Source organism: Zobellia uliginosa, from assembly GCF_900156625.1.
Taxonomy (GTDB): domain Bacteria; phylum Bacteroidota; class Bacteroidia; order Flavobacteriales; family Flavobacteriaceae; genus Zobellia; species Zobellia uliginosa.
This window is the reverse complement of record NZ_FTOB01000001.1, coordinates 368,423-383,623: the sequence shown is the minus strand read 5'-3', so window position 1 is coordinate 383,623 and position 15,201 is coordinate 368,423. Positions and strand designations below refer to the sequence as shown.

General features: G+C 44.1%; 12 protein-coding genes. 9 read left to right on the top strand and 3 right to left on the bottom strand.

The features are described 5' to 3' along the window. Nucleotides 1–249 precede the first annotated feature (249 nt). Nucleotides 250–2,046 carry a translation elongation factor 4 gene (gene lepA, locus BW980_RS01565; protein WP_076453765.1) on the top strand — a complete coding sequence of 599 codons (1,797 nt, stop codon included), beginning with the start codon at nucleotides 250–252 and terminating at the stop codon, nucleotides 2,044–2,046. A 58-nt stretch (nucleotides 2,047–2,104) separates the two neighbouring features. Here lepA and BW980_RS01560 read toward each other — a convergent pair whose 3' ends face one another. Continuing rightward, nucleotides 2,105–2,473, bottom strand: a complete 369-nt coding sequence (locus BW980_RS01560; RefSeq protein WP_076453203.1) for a hypothetical protein — start codon at nucleotides 2,471–2,473, stop codon at nucleotides 2,105–2,107. Nucleotides 2,474–2,729: 256 nt separating this feature from the next. Between BW980_RS01560 and BW980_RS01555 the strand changes: the two genes are divergently transcribed. Further along, nucleotides 2,730–2,966: a GTP-binding protein LepA gene (locus BW980_RS01555; RefSeq protein WP_076453202.1), complete on the top strand. Its 237-nt coding sequence runs from the start codon at nucleotides 2,730–2,732 to the stop codon at nucleotides 2,964–2,966. Between the two features lie 27 nt (nucleotides 2,967–2,993). Here the strand turns inward: BW980_RS01555 and BW980_RS01550 are convergent, their stop codons facing one another. After that, on the bottom strand, nucleotides 2,994–4,862 hold the full coding sequence (locus BW980_RS01550) for a cation:proton antiporter (RefSeq protein ID WP_076453764.1): 1,869 nt from the start codon (nucleotides 4,860–4,862) through the stop codon (nucleotides 2,994–2,996). 235 nt (nucleotides 4,863–5,097) lie between these two features. On the opposite strand from BW980_RS01550, the gene BW980_RS01545 reads away from it, so the two are divergent. The 7 genes from BW980_RS01545 to gloA2 all read left to right on the top strand — a co-directional run bounded on the left by BW980_RS01545 (nucleotide 5,098) and on the right by gloA2 (nucleotide 14,383). Beyond that, nucleotides 5,098–6,879, top strand: a complete 1,782-nt coding sequence (locus BW980_RS01545) for a cation:proton antiporter (RefSeq protein WP_076453201.1) — start codon at nucleotides 5,098–5,100, stop codon at nucleotides 6,877–6,879. Between the two features lie 202 nt (nucleotides 6,880–7,081). Further along, on the top strand, nucleotides 7,082–7,942 hold the full coding sequence (locus BW980_RS01540) for an MBL fold metallo-hydrolase (RefSeq protein ID WP_076453200.1): 861 nt from the start codon (nucleotides 7,082–7,084) through the stop codon (nucleotides 7,940–7,942). 380 nt (nucleotides 7,943–8,322) lie between these two features. After that, nucleotides 8,323–9,954, top strand: coding sequence for a S8 family peptidase (locus BW980_RS01535; RefSeq protein WP_076453199.1), 1,632 nt, complete (start codon nucleotides 8,323–8,325; stop codon nucleotides 9,952–9,954). A 5-nt stretch (nucleotides 9,955–9,959) separates the two neighbouring features. After that, nucleotides 9,960–11,819 carry a M1 family metallopeptidase gene (locus BW980_RS01530; protein ID WP_076453198.1) on the top strand — a complete coding sequence of 620 codons (1,860 nt, stop codon included), beginning with the start codon at nucleotides 9,960–9,962 and terminating at the stop codon, nucleotides 11,817–11,819. A 79-nt stretch (nucleotides 11,820–11,898) separates the two neighbouring features. Next, entirely contained in the window at nucleotides 11,899–12,276 is a 378-nt protein-coding gene (rnpA, locus tag BW980_RS01525) for a ribonuclease P protein component (protein ID WP_076453197.1), read from the top strand. Nucleotides 12,277–12,342: 66 nt separating this feature from the next. Next, entirely contained in the window at nucleotides 12,343–13,974 is a 1,632-nt protein-coding gene (locus tag BW980_RS01520; protein WP_076453196.1) for a S41 family peptidase, read from the top strand. Between the two features lie 22 nt (nucleotides 13,975–13,996). Next, the gene (gloA2, locus tag BW980_RS01515) at nucleotides 13,997–14,383 is read left to right on the top strand and encodes an SMU1112c/YaeR family gloxylase I-like metalloprotein (RefSeq protein WP_076453195.1); all 387 of its coding nucleotides are present in this window, start codon (nucleotides 13,997–13,999) and stop codon (nucleotides 14,381–14,383) included. Between the two features lie 11 nt (nucleotides 14,384–14,394). Here the strand turns inward: gloA2 and BW980_RS01510 are convergent, their stop codons facing one another. Continuing rightward, nucleotides 14,395–15,189 (bottom strand): 3-keto-disaccharide hydrolase, encoded by a 795-nt coding sequence (locus tag BW980_RS01510; RefSeq protein ID WP_076453194.1) that lies wholly within the window; start codon nucleotides 15,187–15,189, stop codon nucleotides 14,395–14,397. Between the last annotated feature and the right edge of the window lie 12 nt (nucleotides 15,190–15,201).

Here is a 15,201-nt window from a genome sequence, read left to right as displayed (position 1 = left end):
GGCATGATGCTCCTGTAAATCAATTCCTCCAATAGCTTCACCTTATAAAGCGAAGGTTAGAAAATACAGATCAAGCTGGATCAGGGCTCCCCAAACCCAAAAGGATACAGTTGAAAATCTGCAGGTTTTACCCTGATCACATCTACATTTAGGCTCGCTTTTTCGTTATTGTACAAAACAGTACGAAAATAACGTATCTTTGCCTACTTAATGAATAAGGAGTTGCTTACCGAAATGAGCTCAGCATCAATGAAGAATATTCGAAATTTTTGTATTATCGCCCATATCGACCACGGAAAAAGTACCTTGGCCGACCGTCTTTTAGATTTCACAGGATCTGTAACTTCCCGAGAAAAAAAGGAACAGTTACTAGACAATATGGATCTAGAGCGAGAACGTGGTATCACCATTAAGAGCCACGCCATACAAATGGAATATGTTTATAAAGGTGAGCAATATGTGCTCAACTTGATAGATACTCCGGGCCACGTAGATTTCTCTTATGAGGTATCGCGTTCGATTGCCGCTTGTGAAGGCGCCCTTTTGGTCGTCGATGCAGCGCAAAGTATCCAGGCCCAAACCATATCGAACCTATACTTGGCCTTAGAGAACGATTTAGAGATCATTCCCGTTCTGAACAAGGTAGACTTGCCAAGTGCCAACCCTGAAGAAGTCACTGACGACATCGTAGATCTTTTGGGCTGTACGGCCGAGGAAGTAATTCCCGCCAGTGCCAAGACCGGTATCGGTATTGAGGAAATCCTTTCCGCCATTATTGAACGTGTACCCGCTCCCCAAGGAAATGCCGATGAAGCCCTACAAGCATTGGTCTTTGACTCGGTATACAATCCTTTCCGTGGGGTAGAGACCTATTTTAGGGTCATCAACGGTGAGATCAAAAAAGGACAAAAGATTAAATTCGTAGCTACCGACAAAAGCTATTTTGCCGATGAAGTAGGTACCTTGAAATTAACACAACATCCGAAACAGTCGATAAAAACCGGGGATGTAGGCTATTTAATTACTGGTATCAAAGATGCCCGAGAAGTAAAAGTAGGTGATACCATTACCGATTCGGCCAACCCGACCAAAAACCCCATTGCTGGTTTTGAAGATGTAAAGCCCATGGTTTTTGCGGGAATCTATCCTGTTGACACCGAAGATTTCGAAGAGCTTCGTTCTTCCATGGAAAAATTACAGCTGAACGATGCCTCATTGGTATTCGCACCCGAAAGTAGTGCGGCACTAGGTTTCGGTTTTCGTTGCGGGTTCTTGGGCATGCTCCATATGGAGATCATTCAAGAGCGTCTAGAGCGCGAATTCGATATGACGGTAATAACTACCGTACCTAACGTTAGTTACCATGCCTATACCCGAAAAGATCCCGAAAAGCCGTTGATCGTAAACAACCCTTCAGATCTTCCCGACCCGTCGACCATAGATCGCGTAGAAGAACCTTATATCAAGGCTACGATCATTACCAAATCCGATTTTGTCGGTAACGTAATGTCGCTTTGTATCGAGAAAAGGGGACTTATCACCAATCAGACCTATCTGACCACAGAACGTGTTGAACTTACCTTCGATATGCCTTTGGCCGAAATCGTCTTTGATTTTTACGATCGATTGAAAACCGTTTCAAAAGGCTATGCTTCTTTTGACTATGCCCCGATCGGTATGAGGACCTCAAAATTGGTTCGCGTAGATATTTTATTGAACTCACAGCCCGTTGATGCCCTATCGGCACTTATCCATTTTGACAATGCCCAGAACATTGGTAAAAAAATGTGCGAGAAATTAAAGGAGTTGATTCCGAGACAGCAGTTCGATATTCCCATCCAAGCGGCGATCGGTGCTAAAATTATTTCTAGGGAAACCATAAAGGCCTTACGTAAAGATGTTACCGCCAAATGTTATGGTGGGGATATTTCACGTAAAAGAAAACTGCTGGAAAAACAGAAGAAAGGTAAAAAACGTATGCGCCAAGTGGGTAACGTTGAAATACCGCAACAAGCTTTTATGGCCGTTTTAAAACTGAACGACTAAAAAAAAGTCCCTTACGAGTTGAACGTAAGGGACTTTTTCCTTTTATAAAGCCTCTGCCTTATTTTTTAGTGGCAACCATAGTCCCTTCTTTTTCCAATATACGTTTTCCTAAGAGCTCACCTATGGTAAATACTTCATTGGATCGTACGGCTTCCTTATAGTCAACTTGGTAACCCTCATCGGATTTTGTCCAACTAAAGCTTGTCTCCGCATCAATTTCGCCATTTGTTGTCTTTTTAAACTCCCCGCTATGGTCTGCTTTAAAAACCCATCTATCTTCGCGGGTAGTCGTTTCGCCGCCCTGGGGAGTGGCGCTCATTTCATTTACCCATGTCCCTACGATGGCATCAGTGTCATCCTCATCTTTTGAACAACTTGTAAAGGCAACGGTACTGGCTAAAGCAAAGAATAAAACGATTTTTTTCATAGTAATCAGCGTTAATATTAATAAAATTGAATTACCACAAAAAACGCAAACAATTTTCGATTATTGTAGGAAAATAACACAAATTTGTGAATGTAGAGCAACGGCCGAAAAGGCCCAAAAAGATAATTTCTTCTTTGTCAAGCCCTTTATAGTTTCCGACAACAAAAATTAATTTTTTCTTACAAATACTTCCTGCACAGCACAATTTTTAAACCTGCATTCAGTTTTAGTACTGTTGAATTATTGCACATAGAAAATGACGACTTATATTGCACACTTTACGGCAAGACACCGTATTATTCCGACCGAACAGAACTCTATCTTTATCTGGCAACAAGAAAGTGGGGAAGTAGACATTACCCTACTTGTCAACAAAATAAAAAGGGAGTCGGCCCTACACTTCTATAGCTTGGTCGCCGACAATTATGAAGGCGAAGTGCAACTTGACGATATCGATATTACCGTACACGAAACCATGCCCTTTTCAGGTTAAAACGGCATGATATGAAAGAAAAAGGGGTTATTCTTCGTCTCGATGCTTGGTTTCGACCTCATCTTCGGTTTCGTCAACCTCCAAGATCTTTCCTAAATACACCAATCGGTATCCTCCATTGATATCCTCAAAATCCGTACTGAAAGAAGGTATGATCTTAAGGTCGCCGTCAGGCGTTTTAAGAAAAATGGGCACCACATAATCGTCTGCCTTGGTAATTTCTATAAGGCCATCATAGTGTTCCTTGTCCTTTATCTCAATCTCATGGATAATAGGGAACATACGCGCCGTTTCCGTCAGTTTGATAAAATCGTCCGTGTGTGAGAATAGGCCTTCTTTCGGATTGTTCTCCGGATCGTTCATTTCATCGGAGTCGATCAGCCTGAACGAACCGTTCTCACCGAACTGACTGCTGAATTTTTCAACCGCATATTTGTTGATATCGGAGTTTCCGGTAAGGGCCATAAGATAGCCCACATCGTTCAACTCGATATTATCGGTCAGGTTATCGGAATAGATATTGGCCGTAATGGCCTCTATGCCCAGTTTTTGGGCTTTCTCGATATTCGTTTGGTTATTATCTACCAATACGACATGACGGTTGTTCTTATGCAGATAATCGGCGATCAGTCTTGATACTTTAGACGCACCGATGATTACAATACCCTCCGATTTCTCCAAGAACACGCCCAATAACTTCGCCATGAAGCGCGCCGTGGATGCGTTGAGCAAAACGGTTCCCAAAACGATCATAAAGACCAATGGGGTTATGTAATCCGCACCGGGCTCACCCCTCAAGATCAATTTAGAGCCAAAAAGGGAAGCAATACCCGCAGCTACGATACCCCTGGGGCCTACCCAACTGATAAAGAGCTTTTCCCTAAAGTTGAGCTTGGATCCCGCAGTACTCAAAAATACGCCCAAGGGCCTTACGACAAACACCACTATGGCAAAAAGAATAAGTGTCTTATAGTTATACAGCAGTTCAAGTTCGGGCAAATTCATACTTGCCGAGAGCAATATAAAGAGCATGGAAATCAACAATATACTGATCGACTCTTTAAAATAGAGTAATTCCTTAATATTGGGCAGTTGGGTATTACCCATGACCATCCCCATGACTACCACGGCCAACAAACCGGATTCGTGTGCAAACAACTCCGAAATAACAAAAACCGAAAGCACCACGGACAAAGACACCACATTCAACAGATAATGGGGCACATAATTCTTTTTTATGGCCAAGGTCAAGGCATGGGCAAAAGTGAATCCAAAGGTAAAGCCCAACAAAAGTACTTTTACAAATTCCAATAGGCCGGTTTGGGTATATCCTTGTCCCTCACCGATGCTAATGAACTCAAATACCAATACCGCCACAAGGGCTCCAATGGGATCTATAAGAATACCCTCCCACTTCAGTATGGCCGAAAGGTCTTTCTTTAAAGGAATATTTCTAAGAATCGGAGTAATAACCGTTGGTCCGGTAACAATGATAAGGGCCGAAAACAAAAATGATATTTGCCAGCTTAGCTCAAAAATAAAATGGGCGGCAGTTCCTGCCAAAAAGAAGGTCACTGCACTACCTACCGTAATCAGCTTGGTAATCACGGGGCCAACCCTGGTCACCTCCGAACGTTTTAAAGTAAGTCCGCCCTCGAACAAGATAACCCCAATGGCCAATGATACAAAGTGGTAAAGGCTTTCTCCGAGGAAGAGTCCTTCCTTTTCATTCCAGATAGGTCGGATCAACTTTGTGCCGTCTTCCGTAAACAACGTAGATATAGGCCCTACCAATAGGCCTATAAGAATAAGGGGCAAAATGGCCGGTAGTTTAAATCGCCATGCTACCCACTGTGCAATAATTCCAAGGATAATTATTCCCGCTAATTCTACCATAAAAAAATTTGAAGCAAGATAAGTTTTAATATAGAAAAAATCCATCTACAACAAAAAAAACCTTGACCCACCTTAAAAAAGGCTCCGTGCAAAATCCATAAAAGACCCTGTAAGCAAAGACCTACAGAAAACTGATGATTATAGGCTAGGAATTATCCCTTTGACGCTCTTGCAGGATAATTTTTAATTGGTTATTTTTTCATCTTTAATTTACTGAACCCCACAAATTTAACCTATGGAAGAACTTAGTATCGTAAATCTGCTATTGGTATTGTTCGCCGCCTGGATTGGTGGAATAACGGCAAAACGTATGGGCTTCCCCTCCATTTTGGGCGAACTCCTTATCGGAATCGTTCTAGGTCCTGCCATACTCGGGGTTCTCGATACCTCTGAGGCCCTGAACATTTTGGCCGAAATAGGCATACTCTTTCTTATGGCCTATATCGGAATGGAAATTAATTTTAAGGATCTGGGCAAGGCCTCATGGGCCGGTCTACTGGCTGCCATTGGTGGGTTTGTAGTGCCCTTTGCCCTGGGCTATTATACCATTTTGGCCTTTGGTGGCACGGAAATAGCCGGCCTCTTCGTCGGTATCGCCGTAGGCGTTACTTCCTTGGCCACAAAAAGCAGGATCTTGGTAGACCTTAAGCTTTTAGATACCCGCATAGCCTATGTGCTAATGGCCGGAGCCCTGATCTCCGACACCTTGGCTCTCATCATTTTTGCCGGAATTATCGGTTTTGTCGACGCCGGCAGTATCGATGCCCTTGGGCTGGGCTGGGTGGCGGCGAAGGCCATTTTATTTTTCGCCTTCTCGGGCCTAACGGGTGTCTACCTGTTCCCCTTGATAGGAAAATTACTTACCAAGATCAAACTTACAGGGCGTACGGCCCATTTCAGCATCATGGTCATTATCGTATTAGGTTTTGCCGAATTGGCGGAACTCGCAGGGCTTCACGGAATTTTGGGAGCATTTATGGGCGGACTCTTTATACGCGACGGGGTCTTTTCAAGACCGGTGCTCAAAGAGGTTACCGGGGTCTTTCACGATATCTCCATCGGTTTCTTGGCCCCTATATTTTTCGTTACGGCCGGTTTTCATGTTACCCTAGAGGTCTTTCAAACCGACCTCGCCCTATTGGTATTGATCATCATAGGCGCCGTCGTGGGTAAAATTTTAGGAACGGCCCTATTTTACCTGCCAAGTGGATACGGTTGGCGCGAAGGAGTTACCATAGGTACGGGAATGAACGGCAGGGGTGCCGTTGAGATCATTATTGCCGGTATCGGACTGCAGATGAACATTATTTCCCAAGAGATTTTTTCCATATTGGTGTTTATGGCCATTTCCACAACGCTTACGGTTCCCGTACTACTCACCTGGACTACCAATTGGCTCAGGAAACGGGGTGAACTGGTAAAACAGGATGCCCGAAAAGGCTATCTCGTACTCGGGGCCAACCCCTTGGGCCTATACATTTCAAAACAACTCGCCCAACAGAGCGAGGTTACCCTTATAGACTCCAATAAAGATCACGTAAACGAAGCCCTGGCACAAGGGCTAAAGGCCATATACGGAAACGCCTTAAAGGAAGATGCCTTTGAAACGGCAGATGCCCTATCGAAACATACCTTTATTGCCTTGACGGGCAACAGTGAAATCAACCTCCTCTCGGCACAATTGGCCTATAATTCGTTTTATATTCCCAATCGCATCGTGCTGATGTCCCCGGTCGAAAACGGGGCCGGACCCAATCTATTGAACCATATCGAGGCCTCTTCACTGTTTGCCAACAAAACCGATATGTCCGCTTGGTCGTACAAGGTTTCGGCCGGTGATTTTAAGGAGGGGGAAGAAAAGGTCGACAAAGAGATGACCACTAGGGACTGGGTAAAGAAAAACTCAAAAGACAGGGAGGTGCTACCCATATTGATTCGTGACGGGCACGGGGTTAAGCGGCCTTTTCACTACAATGACACCATAAAGCCCGGAGAACATGTAATCTATATCCAATAATCCGCCTAAGCGGGTATAACGGGCTCGCCAAGTCTTCATGTGCGAAATCGCAAGACCGTCAGCCATGGGCAAGCCCATAAGATATACCGAACATTATATTTAATGGGCTTCAGGCGCTTCGGTAATTCCTTTGATATTTACACATTTGTTGTACTTCATAAACGCTTTTCTTAATTTGCACCCCCTTTCTGAACCACGATCGATGACACTTTATCCTATAGAAACCGGAAACTTTAAGCTCGACGGCGGAGCCATGTTCGGCGTTGTACCGAAAACCATTTGGCAACGTACCAATCCTGCCGACGCCAACAATCAAATTGACATTGCCGCACGCAGCCTGCTCATAGAAGAAGGCAATAGGTTGATTCTAGTGGATACCGGTATGGGCCAGAAGCAATCGGAGAAATTCTTTAGCTACTATAACCGCTGGGGCGATCATTCCATTGACGCCTCACTACAGAAGTTGGGTTTTCACCGCGATGATATCACCGATGTCTTTTTAACACATTTGCATTTCGACCATTGTGGGGGCTGTATCCAGTGGAACAAAGATAGAACGGGCTACGAGCCTGCTTTTAAAAATGCCACATTTTGGACGAACGAAGACCATTGGCAATGGGCAACAAAACCCAATGCCCGTGAAAAGGCCTCTTTTTTAAAGGAAAACCTTCTGCCCATGCAAGAGAGCGGGCAGTTAAAGTTTATTGAAAGAACCTCCGATACCTTTCAAATGCTTCCTGAACTTGGTTTTAAGGTGCATTTTGTAGATGGCCATACCGATAAGCAGATGTTACCCCATATATCCTATAAAGGAAAGGAATTGGTCTTTATGGCCGATTTGCTTCCTACGGTCGGGCATATTCCCTTGCCCTATGTCATGGGCTATGACACACGGCCCCTTTTGACCCTGACCGAAAAGGAAGCTTTTTTGAACGATGCCATTGCCAACGACTACTATCTGTTCTTTGAACACGATGCCCATAACGAGATCTGTACCCTAAAGGCCACCGAAAAAGGTGCAAGACTAAACGAAACCTACCATTTTGAGTCAATTTTTGGCTAATTCACCCAACGTTTACCCAAGGCTTCAAGCATTTGCTATGGATACTAATCGTATACGAAAATACATCCAGTCCTTTATTCCACTAGCATAGACGAGTAAAATAAATTTGTAAATATGTCTTGTAAGCTCAAATAGACCGCGATAACTTTTATGGGGAGACCAGCAATATTGATCCCGTAAAAAAACGATAACCTCATAAAATTCTCTATAAAAAAATCATAAAAAGATTACGATTGGGTTAAAAAATTGTGCCAAATATTACCTTTGCTAGCAATTCTGTTAAAATAATATTTTGCTTCCCAATGGTAATCCACTTATTTTGATGTATTTGACCCCGAAAAATGTATAAAACAATTAAACACTAAACTTTATATAACTATATGACACCATTCATTTCAAGACCCTTATTAGGCTTATCCGCCGGTCTTTTGCTTATGGGCTGTGGTTCAACAGCCTTGGTATCTACCCCAATTGCGAACATTGATACCACTCCCTTAAAAATATCCGATTTAACCGATGCCCAAAAGAAAAACTGGGGCCATCTAGACCTTGTAGCCGATACCATTCCCGGTATGAGTGTTGACAAGGCCTATGCCGAAATCATAAAGAACAAAAAAGGAGAAACGGTCATCGTTGCCGTACTTGATTCTGGCATGGACTTAGACCATGAGGATTTAAAGGACGTTCTATGGACCAACAAAGGTGAAAAAGCCGGTGATGGTATAGACAATGATAAAAACGGATACATCGATGATATTCACGGATATAACTTTTTGGGCGAGTCGTACAACGAACAACTGGAAGCAACGCGTATCGTGAAATTAAAGTTAGGCGATGCCTCATTGCAGGCCAAGGCCAAAGCTAAAGTAGACAGCGAATACGCCAAGTCCGGTCAACAAAAACAGCAGTACGAGCAAATCTACCAAGCGGTCAAAAACGCCGATGATGCCGTTAAAAAAGAATTGGGAAAGGAAGCCTATACCAAAAAAGACCTTGCCGCTATCGAGCCTAAAGATGAGGCCATGCAGCAAAATATTGGGATCCTGACACAAATGCTCACTTACGAAGACAGTATTCCTGAAGTTTTAGAGCAAATTGAAGGGGGCATCAAGTATTTTTCCGATCAATTGAACTACAACTACAACGTTGATTTCAATGGCCGCGAAGTGGTGGGAGACGATCCCTACGACATTACCGATTTGGGCTATGGAAACGGAAATCCTAAAAACAGGGTAGAAGACGAAAGCCATGGAACGCACGTAGCAGGTATTATCGGCGCCAAACGCAACAATGGTAAAGGGGCCAACGGAGTAGCCAACAACGTGGCCATTATGAGTATTCGCGCGGTACCTAACGGTGATGAATACGACAAAGACATCGCCTTGGGCATCCGTTATGCGGTAGACAACGGGGCCAAGGTCATTAACGGTAGTTTCGGAAAAGGCTTTAGCCCAAAGGCCGAATGGGTTTACGATGCCATTAAATACGCAGCCGAAAACGATGTGCTTTTTGTTCATGCCGCCGGTAACGAAGGTGCCGACCTAGACGATCCCGCAAATCCAAACTTTCCGAACGATCAAGTGGACAACGGTCCTGAAATTGCCGATAACGTATTGACCGTAGGCGCATTGTCTTCAAAATACGGATCGGAAATGCTTGCTTCGTTCTCAAACTACGGCGCTGTTAATGTTGATGTTTTTGCCCCTGGCGACGAAATCTATTCAACAATGCCCGACAATTCATATGATTTTCAAGGTGGAACCTCAATGGCGGCTCCCGCTGTTGCCGGTGTTGCAGCCTTAATTCGTTCTTACTATCCTAAATTGACCGCTTCCCAAGTAAAACACATTATCATGGAATCTGGTTTGGCTCCAAGGGTAAAGGTGATTTTGGGAGGTGATACGGCAAAAACGGCAACCTTGGACAAGGTTTCTACCTCCGGTAAAATCGTAAATGCCTACAACGCCTTGATCATGGCGGATAACGTGGCCAAAGGCAAAATTAAATTATAATTAGTATGAAACACTTTTTTAAAGGAATAGCCGCCGTAATGCTCTTATTGGGGCAAGCGGCGGTTGCGCAAAACGGTTCATATTGGCAACAGCACGTGGATTACACCATGGAAGTTGATATGAACGTCGACAACTTTCAATATACCGGTACGCAAAAACTGGTCTATACCAACAACTCCCCAGACGAGCTTAGTCGCGTATACTACCATTTGTTTTTCAATGCATTTCAGCCGGGAAGCGAAATGGATATGCGACTACAGAGCATTCCGGATCCCGACGGTAGAATGACCGATGATCAAAAGAAGAGCCGTATTGCCAGCCTAAAGGAAAGTGAAATCGGTTATCTGCACGTAAACTCGCTCACCCAAGACGGTGTTAAGGTCGATTTTGTAGAGGAGGAAACGATTTTAGTGGTCGAATTGGCCCAACCGATACCTCCTGGAGGAAAGACCACCTTTGAAATGGAATTCAAGGGCCAGGTTCCATTACAGGTCAGAAGGGCCGGAAGAAACAGTGCCGAAGGTGTAGCCCTGTCTATGAGCCAATGGTATCCGAAATTAGCCGAATACGATTTTGAAGGATGGCATGCCGACCCCTACATTGCGCGTGAATTTCACGGCGTTTGGGGCGATTTTGACGTAAAGCTGACCCTAGACAAAAAATATGTAGTGGGAGGAACCGGCTACCTGCAAAACCCTCAAGAAATCGGTCACGGCTATGAAGCGCCCGGTACCAAGGTGAAAAAACAGAAAGGCAAGACCCTTACATGGCACTTTAAGGCACCGATGGTACACGACTTTATGTGGGCTGCAGACCCCGATTATATACACGATACCCTTCAGGTAGAAAACGGGCCTACGCTTCACTTTTTGTACAAAGACAATAAAGAGATTATAGACAACTGGAAAAAACTTCAGCCCAAAACAGCGGAGCTCATGAAGTTTTTCAACAAAAACATAGGCGAATACCCATACGAGCAGTATTCCGTTATACAAGGCGGTGACGGCGGTATGGAATACGCCATGGCCACACTGATTACCGGTGAAAGAAAATTTGGAAGCTTGGTAGGGGTCACGGCCCATGAAATGGCACATTCTTGGTTTCAACACATCTTGGCCACCAACGAATCGAAACACGAATGGATGGACGAAGGCTTTACCACCTTTATCTCTTCCTTGGCCATGAACGAGGTCATGCAAGAGAACAAGGAGAATCCTTTTGAAGGTACCTACAAAGGTTATTACAGCTTGGTAAATTCCGGTAAGGAACAACCCCAGACCACCCATGCCGACCGCTACGACCTGAACTTTGCCTATGGAATAGCCGCTTACAGCAAGGGCTCTATTTTCTTGTCGCAACTGGGCTATGTTATCGGTCAGGATAAATTGATGGAAACCCTTCGCAAGTATTATGAAGATTTCAAGTTCAAGCATCCCACACCCAACGATATCAAACGTACCGCCGAAAAAGTCTCGGGCATGGAACTCGATTGGTATCTAACGGACTGGACACAGACGACCAATACCATAGATTACGGTATTACCGATGTTAAGGACAAGGAAGGTAAAACCGAGGTTTCCTTAGTCCGTAAAGGGGCCATGCCTATGCCTATAGATATTCTAGTGATATATGAAGATGGAACAAAAGAGACCTTTTACGCACCATTGCGCATGATGCGTGGGGAAAAGGAAAATCCTTATCCACAAATAAACCGAACGGTATTAGAAGATTGGCCATGGGCGCAGTCCAACTACAGCTTCACTTTCGACAAACCGCTTGAAAACGTAAAAGCAGTAGTGATCGACCCTTCACAATTAATGGCCGATATCGACTTGGAAGACAATGTTTGGCAAAAAACGCCATAATATACACTACTTTCCATTTCAAGAATTAAATTTGTAATCGCCCCCTCTTCCCAGGGGGCGATTTTTTAAACATAGGTACATGTCGAACTTCACTTTCCCGAAAAAAGAAAAGCTGAAAAGCAAAAAGCTTATCGAACGCTTGTTCGCCGAGGGGAAGTCCGTTTCCGTCTATCCGATAAAACTCATATACCTACCCGCCCCTTTTAACGATGAAGTCCGTTTTAAGGCCGGTATGGCCGTACCTAAAAAGAACTTTAAAAGTGCCGTGAAACGCAATCGCATCAAGCGCTTATTACGTGAAAGTTACCGTTTGAACAAACCCGACATTCTTAACAATACGGAAGGCTCTTTTGCGTTTTTATTTTTATACCTTGGTAAAGATATGCCTTCATATGCCTCTACCGAGCGAAGCATGAAAGCCTTGCTTCAACGGTTTGTAGCTAAAAATGAATCGTAATAGGCGTCTAAAACAACAAGAATTTATGGGTTTTAAGAACCAAAACCCTCACAAACGACAAGTAACATGAAAAATTTTTTCGGCAAAAAACTGCTGGTTTCCACCTTTGCCGTGCTTATTCTGGTAATAGGTAGTGGGTTTGTAAAGAGTGATTTCTTCGAGATTGCCAAACAAATCGAAATTTTCACTACCCTCTTTAAAGAGCTTAACATGAACTATGTAGACGAGACCAACCCTGCAGAGTTGATGGATACGGCTATAAAGAACATGTTAGACGACCTTGACCCCTACACCAAATTTTTAAACGAACAAGACGTAGAGACCTACCGTATCAACAATGCGGGGGAATACTCGGGAATAGGTGCCCTAGTACGCTCGTTCAAAGACCGCCTATTGATCATAGAACCATATAAGGGCTACCCTGCCGACAAAGCCGGACTCAAGGCCGGTGATGAAATTATCAAAATCGGCGCCATTAAGGTTTCCGATTTTGACGATAACGCCAGTGAGCTTCTAAAAGGGGCCAACAATACTTCGGTAGAAGTTACCTTTAAAAGACAAGGCGAGACCAAGGTGGCCACCATAACTCGTGCCGCCGTTGAAGTAGATGCGGTACCCTTCTATAAAATGGTAGATGACAAGACCGGCTATATCGTTCTCTCAAAATTCAACGCCAAGGCTTCAAGCGAAACCAAGGCCGCCCTTTTAGACCTCAAGGGTAAAGGTGCCGAAAAAATTATATTGGATCTTAGGGACAACCCCAGAGGATTGCTTTCCGAAGCCATCAATGTCACCAATCTCTTCGTTGACAAAGGCGAATTGATCGTGACCACCAAATCAAAGGTCAAAAAATTCAATAGGGAATATAAGACAAAGAACAAGCCGGTGGATATGGAAATCCCCTTGGTAGTGCTCGTAAACGGAAGTAGTGCCTCAGCCAGTGAAATCGTTTCGGGCGGACTCCAAGATCTTGACCGTGCCGTAATCATGGGAGCCCGTAGCTTTGGAAAAGGCTTGGTACAGCGCCCCTTGAAACTGACCTATGGTACCCAACTAAAAGTGACCATTAGCCGTTATTACACCCCATCGGGAAGATGCATCCAATCGCTCGATTATTGGAACAGGGATAAGGACGGCAACGCCGTTCAAAAAACCGATATTCATGATTTTACCACCCGTAACGGACGTAAGGTCCAAGATGGCGGTGGTGTGCTGCCCGATATTGAAATAGCCGCTACTAAGGCTAACGAATTGACCATGGCCCTCTTGCAAAACAACGTCATCTTCGACTATGCCACGAAATACTTCTACGAGCATCAAGTGAACGATGTGAACGCGTTCAAATTTTCCGATAGCGACTATCAGGACTTTAAAAACTTTGTCTCAAAAAGTGATTTCTCCTTTGAGACCAAGACTGAAAAAACCCTGAAGACGGCCATGACCAATCGCGAAGAGGTTATTTTTAACGACGCCATAGAAAACGATTTTAAAAAGCTTTTGCTCGATATTGAAAAAAGCAAGATCACGGCCTTGGAAGACTACCAAAACGAAATAAAGAACAAGCTGGAAGACGAAATCGTCAAACGCTATTTCTACCGTGAAGGCCTTTACGACTATTACCTTAAGAACGATGAGGCTATCTTGGCCGCTACCGAACTTTTGAGCAATGAAAGTAAATATTGGAGCATCTTAAAATAATTGTACTCCAAATCATTCGACCATGGCCCTGAACAAGATCCACCATATTGCGATCATCTGCTCCGACTATCAAAAGTCAAAACATTTTTATGTAGATATTCTAGGCTTGGAGATTCTTAGCGAAGTATTTAGGGAGGCAAGGCAGTCGTACAAATTAGACCTCGCCCTTAATGGGGAATACATCATTGAACTCTTTTCCTTTCCCGACCCGCCAATACGTCCTTCTAGGCCCGAGGCCCAAGGTTTGCGCCATTTGGCCTTTGAGGTAGACGATGTTGCCCACGAAAGTAAAAGGCTGTCAGACCAAGGCATAAGTGTCGAGCCCATCAGGACCGACGAATTTACTGGTCGTAAATTTACCTTCTCTGCCGATCCCGATGGACTTCCCCTTGAACTGTACGAAAAATAATTTCTAAAATATCAGGGCTTCAGGTTCTTGATCTTGATATTCCTGAAATCTATAGGCTGCCCTTCACTCTGCAAGGCGATCATCCCCTCTTTTAAAAGCTTACCATCAATTTTTACCTTGGGATCGTAACCCACTACGGTACCACCGCCAATTTGAGGTTTTGTATATTCTAAAACAACTTCCCCGTTTATAATGTGCGTTACCAAAGAATCACCCCTTACGATCAATTCGGCCTTTACCCATTGGTCTCCGTAATAGGTTTTGGAAGAAGAGCTCAAACAGTGGCTTGGGTAGAGTTCGCCCTGATAAACGATTTCAGTACCCGGCGAGCACATATTGCCAGTTGGTCTTTCTTCGCCCTCATTCACACCGCCCAAAAATTGCATCTCAACGGATATGGGCCAGTTCTGTTCTTTTAACATGGTACGCGGATCCTGTGAATGGTACATGACCCCACTGTTCATCACGGTAAAAACCGGTGCGCCCGGATGCAGCTCCCCTACAAAACGATATTCAAGGGAAAGGTGGAAATACGAGTAGGGTTTGTCATAATACAAATGCCCGAACCTATCGTTAAAATCACCATCGTATTTATCGTAACGTACTTTGATCATACCGTCTTCGGCCCGAAAGGTATCACCAAAATTATCGCCGGTTTCGTAATGGTGTATTTTAGTGGTCCATCTATCTAAATTTTTTCCGTTGAACATATCTTCCCAGCCCGCATCGGTAACCGTTGTTTTAGCAGAGTTACAGGCCATTAGGGCCATACAAAAAATAAAAAGGCCAATTTTAGTGCGATTCATAGTATGCGTATT

What these genes read in the sequence shown, in the direction of transcription:
- lepA (WP_076453765.1), top strand. Translation starts at nt 250, where the DNA reads ATGAAGAATATTCGAAATTTTTGTATTATCGCCCATATCGACCACGGA.
- BW980_RS01560 (WP_076453203.1), bottom strand. Translation starts at nt 2,473, where the DNA reads ATGAAAAAAATCGTTTTATTCTTTGCTTTAGCCAGTACCGTTGCCTTT.
- BW980_RS01555 (WP_076453202.1), top strand. Translation starts at nt 2,730, where the DNA reads ATGACGACTTATATTGCACACTTTACGGCAAGACACCGTATTATTCCG.
- BW980_RS01550 (WP_076453764.1), bottom strand. Translation starts at nt 4,862, where the DNA reads ATGGTAGAATTAGCGGGAATAATTATCCTTGGAATTATTGCACAGTGG.
- BW980_RS01545 (WP_076453201.1), top strand. Translation starts at nt 5,098, where the DNA reads ATGGAAGAACTTAGTATCGTAAATCTGCTATTGGTATTGTTCGCCGCC.
- BW980_RS01540 (WP_076453200.1), top strand. Translation starts at nt 7,082, where the DNA reads ATGACACTTTATCCTATAGAAACCGGAAACTTTAAGCTCGACGGCGGA.
- BW980_RS01535 (WP_076453199.1), top strand. Translation starts at nt 8,323, where the DNA reads ATGACACCATTCATTTCAAGACCCTTATTAGGCTTATCCGCCGGTCTT.
- BW980_RS01530 (WP_076453198.1), top strand. Translation starts at nt 9,960, where the DNA reads ATGAAACACTTTTTTAAAGGAATAGCCGCCGTAATGCTCTTATTGGGG.
- rnpA (WP_076453197.1), top strand. Translation starts at nt 11,899, where the DNA reads ATGTCGAACTTCACTTTCCCGAAAAAAGAAAAGCTGAAAAGCAAAAAG.
- BW980_RS01520 (WP_076453196.1), top strand. Translation starts at nt 12,343, where the DNA reads ATGAAAAATTTTTTCGGCAAAAAACTGCTGGTTTCCACCTTTGCCGTG.
- gloA2 (WP_076453195.1), top strand. Translation starts at nt 13,997, where the DNA reads ATGGCCCTGAACAAGATCCACCATATTGCGATCATCTGCTCCGACTAT.
- BW980_RS01510 (WP_076453194.1), bottom strand. Translation starts at nt 15,189, where the DNA reads ATGAATCGCACTAAAATTGGCCTTTTTATTTTTTGTATGGCCCTAATG.